The organism is Burkholderia cepacia, from assembly GCF_001718835.1.
Classification (GTDB): domain Bacteria; phylum Pseudomonadota; class Gammaproteobacteria; order Burkholderiales; family Burkholderiaceae; genus Burkholderia; species Burkholderia cepacia_F.
The window spans coordinates 200,034-212,163 of sequence record NZ_CP013442.1 but is presented as its reverse complement, the minus strand read 5'-3'; the positions used below and the strand labels follow the sequence as shown (position 1 = coordinate 212,163).

At 66.7% G+C, this 12,130-nt stretch carries 12 protein-coding genes; 2 read left to right on the top strand and 10 right to left on the bottom strand.

The window, feature by feature from the left end; translation table 11 throughout:
• Positions 1-99: 99 nt before the first annotated feature.
• The 8 genes from WT26_RS00730 to hyfB all read right to left on the bottom strand — a co-directional run bounded on the left by WT26_RS00730 (position 100) and on the right by hyfB (position 7,881).
• A complete protein-coding gene (locus tag WT26_RS00730; protein ID WP_042585510.1) occupies positions 100-312 on the bottom strand; it encodes a twin transmembrane helix small protein in 213 nt (70 codons plus the stop codon).
• A gap of 2 nt (positions 313-314) precedes the next feature.
• The gene (locus WT26_RS00725) at positions 315-659 is read right to left on the bottom strand and encodes a hypothetical protein (RefSeq protein WP_059956709.1); all 345 of its coding nucleotides are present in this window, start codon (positions 657-659) and stop codon (positions 315-317) included.
• A gap of 83 nt (positions 660-742) precedes the next feature.
• Positions 743-1,252 (bottom strand): NADH-quinone oxidoreductase subunit B family protein, encoded by a 510-nt coding sequence (locus WT26_RS00720; RefSeq protein ID WP_042585508.1) that lies wholly within the window; start codon positions 1,250-1,252, stop codon positions 743-745.
• Entirely contained in the window at positions 1,252-2,811 is a 1,560-nt protein-coding gene (locus WT26_RS00715; RefSeq protein ID WP_069269480.1) for an NADH-quinone oxidoreductase subunit C, read from the bottom strand. Before WT26_RS00715 ends, WT26_RS00720 begins: the two co-directional genes overlap by 1 nt.
• A 3-nt stretch (positions 2,812-2,814) precedes the next feature.
• A complete protein-coding gene (locus WT26_RS00710) occupies positions 2,815-4,278 on the bottom strand; it encodes a hydrogenase 4 subunit F (RefSeq protein WP_045565666.1) in 1,464 nt (487 codons plus the stop codon).
• Positions 4,271-4,930 carry a hypothetical protein gene (locus WT26_RS00705; protein WP_059476922.1) on the bottom strand — a complete coding sequence of 220 codons (660 nt, stop codon included), beginning with the start codon at positions 4,928-4,930 and terminating at the stop codon, positions 4,271-4,273. The genes WT26_RS00710 and WT26_RS00705 overlap by 8 nt, the downstream gene beginning before the upstream one ends.
• A complete protein-coding gene (locus WT26_RS00700; protein WP_059739246.1) occupies positions 4,931-5,881 on the bottom strand; it encodes a respiratory chain complex I subunit 1 family protein in 951 nt (316 codons plus the stop codon).
• Positions 5,875-7,881, bottom strand: coding sequence for a hydrogenase 4 subunit B (gene hyfB, locus WT26_RS00695; RefSeq protein ID WP_059851876.1), 2,007 nt, complete (start codon positions 7,879-7,881; stop codon positions 5,875-5,877). Before hyfB ends, WT26_RS00700 begins: the two co-directional genes overlap by 7 nt.
• Positions 7,882-8,132: 251 nt before the next feature.
• Here hyfB and WT26_RS00690 point away from each other — a divergent pair, with 251 nt between their 5' ends.
• A complete protein-coding gene (locus tag WT26_RS00690; RefSeq protein ID WP_069271976.1) occupies positions 8,133-8,900 on the top strand; it encodes a YoaK family protein in 768 nt (255 codons plus the stop codon).
• 80 nt (positions 8,901-8,980) lie between these two features.
• Positions 8,981-9,166, top strand: a complete 186-nt coding sequence (locus tag WT26_RS00685; protein ID WP_069271975.1) for a CopG family transcriptional regulator — start codon at positions 8,981-8,983, stop codon at positions 9,164-9,166.
• A 94-nt stretch (positions 9,167-9,260) separates the two neighbouring features.
• On the opposite strand, the gene WT26_RS00680 is transcribed toward WT26_RS00685, so the two are convergent.
• A complete protein-coding gene (locus WT26_RS00680) occupies positions 9,261-10,826 on the bottom strand; it encodes a sigma-54 dependent transcriptional regulator (protein WP_231130439.1) in 1,566 nt (521 codons plus the stop codon).
• Positions 10,750-12,129 (bottom strand): hypothetical protein, encoded by a 1,380-nt coding sequence (locus WT26_RS00675; protein WP_059799939.1) that lies wholly within the window; start codon positions 12,127-12,129, stop codon positions 10,750-10,752. Before WT26_RS00675 ends, WT26_RS00680 begins: the two co-directional genes overlap by 77 nt.
• Position 12,130 lies beyond the last annotated feature (1 nt).

The window sequence follows — 12,130 nt, the reverse complement described above, 5'->3', positions numbered from 1 at the left end:
AGACAGGCGAACTTTTTGCCGCACAACCCGCATAAGCGAAGGTAGCGGATTCGATGCGACGGGCCTCGCTTCGGCGGGTGATCGACAGGCCCCACTCTCCTACCGCCCGATAGGCAGCCCGGTCGGCTCGATCCAGCCGAGCCAGTATGCGAGAAGGAGCGCCAGAAACAGCGTGATCGACAACCCCACACGCGCCGCGAGCGCCCACGCCATTCGCTTGGTCGTTCCCCGATCGCGATTCATGTAGTACAGCGCGGAAATCAGGCTGCCGATAATCAAAATGAATGCGACAGCAACCAGTAACGTCTTCATCTTTAATGCCCTGCGAGATCAGAATCGGTTTCAATCAATGCGGCCAGCTTGCGCCGTTCGGCAGCGACGTCGCTCACGCCCGTCGCCGGCCAGTCCAATGCGACGCCGTTGGCCAGCGAGTCGCGCACGAGCGTCTGGTACTGCCAGTCGCTGATCCGGCCGTGTTCCATCGCATTCGCGATCTCGTGCCGGAATGCCGAAGGAAAGCTCTGGTACGCGCGTGACAGCGCCGCATACTGCCTCGCATCGATTTCCTTCGAGGACGGCATGGCAGCCCAGATGACGACCGCCACGATGGCGGTGAACGGGATGGCGGTATAGCGAAGAATGAATTTGAGCGGAGTCATGCGGCGAAAACTTGAGTCAATGCGAACAAGGGTCGTATCGAAGTTGGTGAAGCTTGGGCCTTCAGCGGAAATCGCCGTCGGGCTCAGCGAGACCGGCACGCTGCCAGGATGCCTCGCAGCAAGTCGACCGGCGGCGGCGGACACCCGGGAATCGTCACGTCGACCGGCAGGATCGACGAGACCGGGCCGCACACCGCATAACTGTCGGCGAAAATGCCGCCCGTGCACGCGCATTCGCCCGCGGCCACCACGAGTTTCGGGCTGGGTGTCGCATCATACGCGGCGAGCACGGCCGCACGCATGTTCAGCGTCACGGGCCCGGTCACGAGCAGCAGGTCGGCATGCCGGGGGCTGGCGACGAACTTGATCCCGAGTCCCTCGATGTTGTAGACGGGATTGTTCAGCGCGTGGATCTCCAGCTCGCAGCCGTTGCACGAGCCCGCGTCGATCTGCCGGATGCACAGCGCGCGCCCGAGCAGATCGAGAATCTGCTGGCGAATCTGCTGCGCGTCGTGTCGCCATGCGTCTTCCGCCGCCGGCACGGGTTCGTCGGGAAAATCGGTGCGCGCGAATTGCCGGATGAGCTGCCACATCAGAGATCGTGCCCCGCGTAGTTCAGGTTGAACGATTTGTTGATCAGCGGGAAATCGGGAACGATGTTGCCGATGATCGCATGCTCGAGCGCCGGCCAGTTCTGCCAGGACGGATCGTGGCAATGGCATCGTGCGATCACGTCGCCCGGTGCGAGCTCGAGCGCGACGAACACGTCGCCGCGCCAGCCTTCCACCCAGCCCACGCCTCGGGCAGGCGCCGCCGCGGGCGTCATGTCGACGGCAGGCGAGCCCTCGGGAAGATCGGCCAGCAGCGCGCGAATCACGCGCAGCGATTCATCGATCTCGGCGAAACGCACCGCGACGCGCGCGGCGACGTCACCGCGCGCGTCGCTGGCCGCAACGACCGCGAAGTCGTCGTACGGCGCCGGCCGCAGGTTCGCGCGCACGTCGAACGTCTGCCCGCTGGCGCGGGCCGCCATGCCGCGCACGCCGAAATGCTCGACGACCGTGCTGTCCAGTCGCCCCGTGCCGAGAAATCGATCCTGCAATCCGGACTGGTCGTCGTAGATTTTTCGCATCACGTGGACGTCGCGTTCGATGCGTTCGCACTGCGCCGCCAGCACCGCCGCGTCCTCGGCGCGAACATCGACCGCCACGCCTCCCGGCACGATCCGGTCCATCAGATATCGATGCCCGAAGGTGCGAGCGTTCTCCCGTATCCAGTCCTCCTTGAGCCGCGAGAACTGGGCAAGCCCGAACCCGAACCCCGCATCGTTGCCGAGCGCGCCGAGGTCGCCGAGGTGGTTGGCAACGCGCTCGCGTTCCAGCAGAAGCGCACGCAAACGGAGCGCGCGCTTCGACAGCGTCACGCCACACGCCTGTTCGAGCGCCATGCAATAGGCCCACGAGAACGCGACGGTCGAATCGCCCGCAATCCTGGCGGCCACCCGCTGACCGCGCGACGCCGGGGTGCGCTCGAAGAGCCGCTCGACGCCGCGATGGACGTAGCCGAGACGCTCTTCAAGGCGCAGCACCTTCTCGCCGACGACGGAGAACCGGAAATGCCCCGGCTCGATGATGCCGGCATGGATCGGCCCGACGGCAATCTCGTGCACGCCGTCGCCCGCAACCTGCACGAACGCGTAATCCGCCTCGCTCGACTCGAATGCCTCGACGCCCGTCGCCTGCTTTTGCAGCGGGAAATAATCCGCGGGCCAGTTGCCGTGATTGAGCCACGGCCGCGTATCCTCGGCGCCGCGGGCCCGCAGGCCGGTCAGGTCGAAGATCGCCCGCTGCATGCGGGCCGCGCACGGAAACATCGGAACGAGATCGGGATAGTCACCGCCGGCATCGGGCTTGCGCCCGATTGCGATGCGCGCCCACAGGATGCCGTCGTCGCATTCGTACGCGGCGTTCACCGCAAACGCGCCCTCGACGGCTTCGCCGCCCCACATCGCAACGAGCCGGTTGCGCTCCGCTCGCGCCGTCCGCGCAATCTCGAGCCACCCTGCTTCATCGGCGTCCACCACGCCCACCGGGATCTGGCCCGCATCGCGCGCGACGCGGGCGGCGGCAAGCTGCATCGTTTCGAGTCGCATGCGTCACCCCGCCAGCATCGTTGCGGCCTGGCGATACCACATCGCCAGGTACGGCGGCACATAGAGCCCCAACATCAGCCCCAGGCCCAGATGCACGAAGACCGGCAGCGGCGCGGGGCGATGCTCGAGCGGCCTGGCCGTCGTCGTCGCACCGAACACCATGCGCTGCACGCGCGCGAAGATCGCCGCGAAGGCCACGGCGAGCCCGAGCAGCAGCAACGGCGCCGCCCACGGCAGCGTGTTGATGGCGGTCGTCAGGATCAGGAATTCACTCGCGAACACGCCGAACGGCGGCAGGCCGAGAATCGCGAGCGTGCCGAGCATCATGCCCCAGCCGACCGTCGGGCTGACCTGCAGCAGCCCGCGAATCCCGTCGATCGCCTGCGTGCCGGCCTTCTGCGCCGCGTGGCCGACCGCGAAGAAGATCGCCGACTTGACGAGGGAATGCACCGTCATGTGCAGCAGCCCGGCGAACGTCGCGACCGGGCCGCCGAGACCGAACGCGAACGTCATCAGCCCCATGTGCTCGATCGACGAATAGGAGAACAGCCGCTTGACGTCCTTCTGCCGGAACAGCGAGAACGACGCAACCAGCACCGACACGAGCCCGAAGCCGACCAGCAGCCGCCCCGGCAGGCCATTGCCCAGCGCGCCGTCGGCGAGCACCTTGCAACGCAGCACCGCATACAGCGCGACGTTCAGCAACAGCCCGGACAGCACCGCCGAAATCGGTGTCGGGCCTTCGGCATGGGCGTCCGGCAACCAGCTGTGCATCGGCACGAGGCCGACTTTCGTGCCGTAGCCGACGAGCAGGAACACGAATGCGATCGACACGATGGTCGGGTCGAGGTGCGTCTTGACGGCGGCCAGGCTCGTCCACAGCAGCGCGTCGCCGTCGGCCAGCTGCCGGCTCGCGGCGAGGTAGAGCAGGATCGTGCCGAACAACGCCTGCGCGATGCCGACGCCGCACAGGATGAAGTACTTCCACGCGGCCTCGAGGCTCGCGGCGGTCCGATAGACGCTGACGAGCAGCACGGTCGCGAGCGTGGCGGCCTCCATCGCGACCCACAGCACGCCGAGGTTGTCGGTCAGCAGCGCGAGCAGCATCGCGAACATGAAGAGCTGATACATGCTGTGATAGAGCCGCATCCGCGCGGCCGTCATCCGGCCGCGGGCTTCCTCGACCTGCATGTACGGGCGCGAGAACAGCGACGTCGTCCAGCCGACGAACGCGGTCAGCGCGACGAGGTAGACGTTGAGCGGATCGACGAAGAAGGCCCGTCCGAACGCGAACGACGGGCCGTGCTCGACGGTGCGTGCGGCGAGCACGAGCGCCGCCGCGAACGTCGCGAAGCTGAAGCCGGCGTTCAGCGTGCGCGCGACATGCGTGCGTCGCACGCACGCAAGGCATGCGGCGGCCACGAGCGGAATGCCGAGCACGACGGGCACGACGTGGGCGTCACTCATCTTTGAGTTTCTCGAGGTGATGGATGTCCAGGCTGTCGAACTGCTCGCGGATCTGGAACATGAACACGCCCAGGATCAGGATGCCGACCAGCACGTCGAGCCCGATGCCGAGCTCGACGATCATCGGCATGCCGTTGGTGGCGGCCGTCGCCGCGAAGAACAGCCCGTTCTCCATCGACAGGAAGCCGATCACCTGGGGAATCGCCTTCGCGCGCGTGATCATCGCCATGAACGACAGCAGCACGCACGCGAGCGCGATGCCGAGCGTGCCGCGCGCGACCGACGTCGCGAGCTGGCTGATCGGCGCCGCGACGTTGAACGCGACGATCACCAGCACGATGCCGATCAGCAGCGTGGTCGGAATGTTGATGAGCGGCTCGACGTCGGCCTGCACGTTGAGCCTGCGCACGAGCCGATACAGGATCCACGGAATCACGCCCACCTTCAGCACGGCCGTCAATCCGGCGGACACGTACAGATGCGCATCGCCCGTCACGATACCGAGGATCAGGTTGGCCAGCACCAGCGCCACGCCCTGCAGCGTGTAGAGATGAATCAGCGACAGGATCCGCCGCTGGCTCAGCATCGCGAACGACAGCAGGAGCAGCACCGCCGCGAGGAAATTGATCAGTTGCGTCGCGTAGCCGTGCATTCACGCCCCCAGCAGCAGATGGACGAGCATGCCGATCACCGCGAGCAGGAACGCCGTCGCAAGAAACTCCGGCACCCGGAAAATCCGCATCTTCGCGTTGGCCGTCTCGACCACGGCGAGCGCGGCGCCGCCCGCCATCAGCTTGATGAAGAGCGCCGGCACCGCGAACACCAGCGCGAGCGGATTGCCCGCCGCGGCGATGCCCCACGGCATGAACAGGGCAAGGCCGATGCACGAGTACGCGAACAGCTTGAGGCTCGCCGCCCACTCCATCAGCGCGAGGTGCCGCCCCGAATATTCGAGGATCAGCGCCTCGTGGATCATCGTCAGCTCGAGGTGAGTGGCGGGATTGTCGACGGGCAGCCGCGCGTTCTCGGCGAGCGACACCAGCGTGAACGCGATGCCCGCGAACGCGAGGCTCGGATAGATCGCCAGCTCGCCCCGCCCAAGCGTCGCGACGATGCTCGTGAGCAGCGTCGACCGCGTGATCAGCGACGCCGACAGCAGCACCATCAGCAAGGCCGGCTCCGCCAGGAAGCCGATCAGCATTTCGCGGCGGGCGCCGAGCGTGCCGAACGCGGTGCCGACGTCCATCGCGGCGAGCGACAGCGCGACGCGCGCGAGCGCAAACAGGCCGACGAGCGCGATCGCATCCGCGGCGGGCGACAGCGGCAATTCGGTCGACAGCGTCGGCACGATCGCGCAGGCGAGCGTCATCGCCGCCCACACGACATAGGGCGCGCCACGGAACACCGGGCTGGCGTCGCCGGCGACGACCGATTCCTTGTTGAACAGCTTGTGGAGCATCCGGTACGGCTGCCAGATGCTGGGCGCGCGCCGGTTCTGCAGCCACGCGCGGCACTGGTTGACCCAGCCCGTGAGCAGCGGCGCGGCGGCGAGCGCCACGACGATCTCGAGGGTTTGCGACAACACGCCGGATACGGTCACCATCGTCTCACCAGCAGCAGGAGCAGGATCAGCACGGCGAAGCTGTAGGTCAGGTACACGGCGATCTTGCCCGTCTGCAGACGGCCCGCCCATTCGCCCATGTGTTGCGCGAGCGTCGCGATGCGCTCGTAGAGCGCGGACCAGGTGCGGTCGGTGACCGAGACCCGGTAGGCCGGCTGCGCATCGAACGGCGACGGCAGGTGCCGCTCGATGCGCAGGAACGGCGCGAAGATCTCCCGGATCGGCTGCCCGAACCCTTCCGCCGTGTCCTGCATGCGCGCATTCGAGAACGGGAAGCCGCAGCACCATGGCGCGGCGCGGCGCAGCCGGCCGTGGTAGAAGCGTCGCACCAGCACCCACGCGAGCGCGCAGCACGCGACGAAAAACAGCATGAACACGGCGGGCATGTAGCTGGCCCGCGCAGTCGACACGGGCACGAACAGAAGCCAGCCGTGGTTGTCCGCGCCGATGCCGGCGCCGACCAGCGTACGCGTGACCCGGTCAAGAATCCTGACGAACTGCGCGGGCATCAGGCCGAGCAGCACGCCGGCCGCCGCGAACCAGCAGAACGCGAGCCGCTCCCAGCCGTTCGCGTAGCGCGCACGGCTCAGCTTCGCTTCTCTCGGCTGCCCGAGGAACACGATGCCGAAGAACTTGACCATCGTGTAACCGGCCAGCGCAGCCGTCATCGCGATCAACGCGGCCGTGATCGGCACCGTCATCGCGAGCACCGAATTCGGCAGGCTCGGCGTGAACAGGAAGCTCTGCAGCAGGAGCCATTCCGCGACGAACCCGCTCAGCGGCGGCAAGCCGGCGCTGGCGACGACGCCGGCGAGCACGGCCCACGCGGTCCACGGCATGAAGCGGATCAGGCCGCCGAGCTTGCCGAGATTGCGCTCCCCGGTGGCGTGCAGCACGGCCCCCGTGCCGAGGAACAGCAGGCTCTTGAATGCCGCATGCGCGACGATCTGGTAGAGCATCGCCGTCAGCGCGAGCGCGGACAGGCTCGTCATGCCGTACGCGCGAAACAGCACCGCGACGCCGAGCGCGACGATCATCAGGCCGATGTTGTCGATCGACGAATACGCGAGCAGGCGCTTCATGTCGACCTGGATCGTGCTGAACACGACGCCGAGCAGCGCGGTGCCGACGCCGAGCACGAGCAGCAGCACGCCCCACCACGCGAACTGCACGTGCAGCAGGTCGAACAGGGTGCGCAGCAGGCCGTACAGGCCGACTTTCAGCACGAAGCCGCTGAGCAGCGCCGATACGGGGGACGGCGCGGCGGGATGGGCATCCGGGAGCCAGACGTGCAGCGGGAACACGCCCGCCTTCGCGCCGAACCCGACCAGCGCGAACAGAAACGCGAGCGACGCCCGGAGCGCATCGAGCGACTGCGCACGCATGTTGGCGAACGTGTAGTCGCCGGTGCGCGCCTGAAGAATGCCGAAGCACAGCAGCAGCGCGAGCGCGCCGACATGGGAGATCAGGAAATACAGGTAGCCCGCACGGCGGATCTCGCCGATCCGGTGGTTGGTCATCACGAGGAAGGTCGCGGACAGCGACAGCGTTTCCCACGCGACCATGAACACGTAGGCATCGTCGGCGACGAGCACGAGCGCGATGCTCGCGAGGCAGACGTGGTATTCGAAGCAGATGAGCCCCGGCGCGGCCCCTTCGCCCTTGCGGAAATAGCCGGCGGAGAACGCGCCGATCCCCGCGCTGACGACGCCGAGCACGAACAGGAAATAGCCGGAGAGCCGGTCGACGCGCAGATGGAACGGCAACTCGGGCAGCCCGAGCGGCAGGATCGCGGTGGACGGTTCGGCAAAGATGGCGGCGAGCCCCGCCGCCCCGAGCAGCAGCCCGCCCAGCGCGCCGAGCGGAAACAGCCCGTGCGCAACGAACCGCGTGCGATGCAGCACCCCGAGACCGAGCGCGCCGAGCGCAAGCCAGGCGGCCGCGACCAGCAGGACGAAATGGACGACCGGCACGGGTGCCATCCGGAATGTCTCCAGTACGCTCGGATTGGATGAGCAGCATGGAACGAACCCGAAGCGCCGGGCGCGATCCGTCCGTATTATGACATCGAAAGCCCCATCCAGATAACAGGATATGATAATCGCGTTATCATGCGAGACACATGCTTGACGAAATCGGGCGCGCCGCGGCGGACACCTTGCCGGCCCGCGGCGCCCGAAGGTCCCATCCGCGACGCCGTTGCCGTGGTGCCGAGTGAACGAGCAAAGAGCCTATGCCAGCGCAGTACTTTCGAAACCTGACGGGAAAACACCGCAGCGCGACCGCAAACCGTCAGCTGGGCTTTTCGCTGGCGTTCGTCGCCGGCGCGGCCAATGCCGGCGGCTTCCTCGCGGTCAAGCAATACACGTCGCACATGAGCGGCATCGTATCGGCGATCGCCGACCAGACGGCGCTCGGCGACGTGCGGCTCGCGCTGGCCGGCATCGGTTCGCTGGCCTCGTTTCTCGTCGGAGCGGGATGCTCGGCGGTGCTCGTCAACTGGGGCCGCCGTCGCGGCCTGCACAGCCAGTTCATGCTGCCGCTGCTGGTCGAGGCCGCGCTGCTGCTTCTGTTCGGGCTGCTCGGCAGCCATCTCGCGCTGTGGGAAACCTTCTTCGTGCCGGTGACCGTGACGCTGCTGTGCTTCATCATGGGCCTGCAGAACGCGACGATCACGAAGCTGTCGGGCGCGGAGATCCGCACCACGCACATGACCGGCATCGTGACGGATCTCGGGATCGAGTTGGGCAAGCTCTTTTACTGGAATCGATCGGCGGTCGATCCGGACGCGCACGCGGTCATTGCCAACCGCGCGAAGCTGCGGATCCACGGCACGATGCTGGCGTCGTTCTTCATCGGCGGACTGGCAGGCGCAATCGGCTTCAAGCATGTCGGCTACGTATCGACCGTGCCGCTCGCCGCAGTGCTCGTCACGCTCGCGATCGTACCGGTGATCGATGATGTCCTGGCCTATGTCTGCCGGCTCGACCGCAGGCATTGACCTCGCGGGCGCTTCCCGCCGCGCCGCCGAAGGCAAATGCATTATAATTCGATTAGCATATTCGCCGACCCGTCCCCGCAATGGAAACGAAAACCGCCCGCCTGACCGTCCTGATCGACCCCGCGAAGAAGGAAGCATTCGAGATGCTCTGCTCGGCACAAGATCTCACGCCTTCGCAAGTCGTGCGGCAACTGATCCGCGAGTATCTCGACCGTCACGGCGTGACGTACAAGACCAAGAGCGCGCTCGGCAAGCGCGTGAAGTGACGCGCTGAATGCGTCCGGGCGGGCACGAGCGCGCATGTCGCGCTCGACGGCCAACCTCGAAACTCTGCTGAATCGGTCGGAATTTCGGCAGATCCTATTCCTGTTGCGGGGCGTCATTCGTCGTGGGATCGCCGCCCCCTTGCAGGCCATGCAAGCACATCAGCCGATACAAGGTCGTACGGCTGATCCCGAGGTCCTTCGCTGCTTCGGAAAGCATGTTCCGGCGGCGAAGCAATGCGGCTTCGATCGCGCGCCTTGCGGCGTGCTCGCGCACTTCAGCGAGCGTCATCGGCACCTGCCCGTCGGGCTGGCCAAGCCCGAGGTCACGTGCCGAGATCAAGTAGCTCTCAGCCATTACGACCGCGCGGCGAATACGATTGATCAGCTCCCGCACGTTGCCCGGCCACGGGTAGCTGTACATCGCCTCGATCGCGCATGGCGTGAAGCCGCGGATCTTGCGCGCGCTGTCGCTGCGGAACTTCAGCAGCACGTGATGCGCGAGCAGTTCGATGTCCTTGCCGCGCGCGCGCAGCGGCGGTTCGTCGATGCGCAGCACGCAAAGGCGATAGAACAGATCTTCGCGAAAGCGCCCGTCGGCGATGGCTTTTTCGAGATCGACGTGCGTCGCCGAAAGGATTCGAACATCCACCGGGATTGACTCGCGTCCGCCAAGCCGCTCGATCCTGCGCTCCTGCAGGAAGCGCAGCATGCTCGCCTGGCTCTCGAACGGCATGTCGCCGATTTCATCGAGAAACAGCGTCCCGCCGTGCGCGGCCTCGATGCGGCCGATCTTGCGCTGGTTCGCGCCGGTGAATGCGCCGCGCTCGTAGCCGAACAATTCGGATTGCAGCAGGTGATGCGGAATCGCGCCGCAATTGATCGCGACGAACGGCGCCTTGCGGCGCGACGAGCGCTCGTGGATCGCGAGCGCGGTCAGTTCCTTGCCGGTGCCCGATTCCCCGGAAATGAACACGGCCGCATCGGTGTTGGCGACCTTGCGGATCGTGCGGAACAGCTTCTGCATCACGTCGCTGGTGCCGACCATTTCGTCGTCGCCGGTTGCGGCGACGTCGGTCGCGCGATCGAGGTCGCACAGCGTCATCATTCCGTATGCGTGACCGACGAGGTAGCCGATCGTCGTGAGCGTCGGCGCGTCTTTCACGTAGTCGAAGCAGCACTGGCGGATCAGCTTGCGGATGTCGGGCTCGGCGAGGCGCGTGGAGTCGGCGAGCGCGATCCAGCCGATCTGCTGATGGCGCAGGATCGGCTCGAGCGTGGCGATGTCGCGCGACGTGAAGCCGTCGAGATCGACGATGCCTGCATGCGCGATTTCGGGCTTCACGAGCCGCTGCGCTTCGTGCGCGCTTCTCGCGTGCAGCACGTCCCAGCGGCGCTCGAGCAGATGCGCAACGAGCGCCGCGTCGGGACAGGGCGACAGATACACGAGCGGCCGGACCGCGGGCAGTTGGGCGGTGCCGGCCTCATCCGAGTGCGCGATCGTCAACCGCGGCGCGCTGCCCGGGGCGAGGATTGACGAGACGGAGCAGGAGTCGTGCACGATAACCTCGCTGTGATGGCGCGCTTCAGAACGTATACGGGAAGCGCAGGCCGACGACGAAGTTCGGCGCGTCGGGCGTGAGACCGATCGCGACCGACGCATTCATGGTCAGATGCTTGTTGAACACATGGTTGAGGCCGAAGCCCAGTGTCGATGCGGTCGTCTGGCTGCCGGGCACGCGCTGCCAGCTGCCGCCCGGCGCCTGCGTCCGGGTGGAAGGTTCGATCGCCATCGTGTAGGCAATGCTTGCCGAGTCGCGCTCCGAGAACGCGAGCGCGACGCCGCCGCCGAACTGGACGATGTCGCCGAGCTTCACCTTCGCGGGCTGCGTCTGGCCGACCACCGACGAGATGTCGGAGAATGAGCGCGCGACGTTGTACGTATAGGACACGCTGCCGAACAGCACGACCGGGTCGTAGGTCTTCAGCACCGACACGCCGGCCGTGATGCTCCAGAAGCCGGTGCCGGTCGGCAGCTTGCTCGGCGCGACGAGGTTCGTGTTGTTCGGGTCGGCCTGCAGCAGCTTGATGCCGAACGGCGACGTGCCGGTCGGCGCCTTCACGCGCAGGCTGCCGACGATGTCCGGCACGCTGCCGTGTTCCTTCACGAACTGGTAGTAGAGGCCGAAGTTCACGTCGCCGAGCGCGTGCGAATTCACCGACGTGTCGGACAGCGTGTTCGCCGCACCGCCGGCGCCGCCGTTCATGAAAGTCGACGTGCGGTACATGTAGGGCACGTCAGCGTCGACGCTGATGCGCTCCGTGAGTCCGTAGCGCACGTCCACGTCGGACATCAGCTGGTGCGACTTCGTCTGGCCGAGATTCAGATTGCCGAGGAAGATCGCGTCGAGCGCGAGGAAGCCGGACAGCTGCAATTGCCGGCGGTCGTAATAGGTGTCGCTGATCCCCCAGTCGATCGTCAGCTTGTGTTCGAACAGCGGCGCGTGCTCGCGCTGCGCAACCGCTTCCTCGGCGGCCGTGCGGGTGGGTTCCGCGGCCTTCTGCGTGGTGCCGATCGCGCCGGGCGCGCCCGGCTCAGCGGTGCCCGGACCGGCGGGCGGCGGCGGATTGACCGGCACGCCGGTCGCGGTGCCGGTGCCTTCGCCGGGCGCGGGCGAGACCGGCGTGTATTGCGACATCAGCGTCGCGGGCGCGGCGTCGCCGGGGCCGCCCGGTTCGCCGCGCCCGCGACGCGCCATCTCGAGATCGACAACCTGGCGTTCGAGCGCGTCGATCTTGCGCTGCTGTTCGTTGACGACTTTCATCAACGTGTTGAGCCGTTCTTCGAGCGACTGGTCGGCGAGCGCCTGCGCGTGCGCGCATTGCATGAAAACGACGCAAAGGACCGCGGCCGGAATGGCCGCGAGCCTTGTGCCCGGACGATCTGTTGACGACTTGTACGACATG

Bases quoted from the DNA above. Each gene is read 5' to 3' on its own strand.
- WT26_RS00715 (WP_069269480.1), bottom strand. From the start codon at position 2,811: ATGCGACTCGAAACGATGCAGCTTGCCGCCGCCCGCGTCGCGCGCGAT.
- WT26_RS00675 (WP_059799939.1), bottom strand. From the start codon at position 12,129: ATGTCGTACAAGTCGTCAACAGATCGTCCGGGCACAAGGCTCGCGGCC.
- WT26_RS00730 (WP_042585510.1), bottom strand. From the start codon at position 312: ATGAAGACGTTACTGGTTGCTGTCGCATTCATTTTGATTATCGGCAGC.
- WT26_RS00710 (WP_045565666.1), bottom strand. From the start codon at position 4,278: ATGAGTGACGCCCACGTCGTGCCCGTCGTGCTCGGCATTCCGCTCGTG.
- WT26_RS00720 (WP_042585508.1), bottom strand. From the start codon at position 1,252: ATGTGGCAGCTCATCCGGCAATTCGCGCGCACCGATTTTCCCGACGAA.
- WT26_RS00690 (WP_069271976.1), top strand. From the start codon at position 8,133: ATGCCAGCGCAGTACTTTCGAAACCTGACGGGAAAACACCGCAGCGCG.
- WT26_RS00680 (WP_231130439.1), bottom strand. From the start codon at position 10,826: ATGCGTCGGTCGCGATCGGTCTCACGCCCGACGCGCCGAACTTCGTCG.
- WT26_RS00700 (WP_059739246.1), bottom strand. From the start codon at position 5,881: ATGGTGACCGTATCCGGCGTGTTGTCGCAAACCCTCGAGATCGTCGTG.
- WT26_RS00705 (WP_059476922.1), bottom strand. From the start codon at position 4,930: ATGCACGGCTACGCGACGCAACTGATCAATTTCCTCGCGGCGGTGCTG.
- WT26_RS00725 (WP_059956709.1), bottom strand. From the start codon at position 659: ATGACTCCGCTCAAATTCATTCTTCGCTATACCGCCATCCCGTTCACC.
- hyfB (WP_059851876.1), bottom strand. From the start codon at position 7,881: ATGGCACCCGTGCCGGTCGTCCATTTCGTCCTGCTGGTCGCGGCCGCC.
- WT26_RS00685 (WP_069271975.1), top strand. From the start codon at position 8,981: ATGGAAACGAAAACCGCCCGCCTGACCGTCCTGATCGACCCCGCGAAG.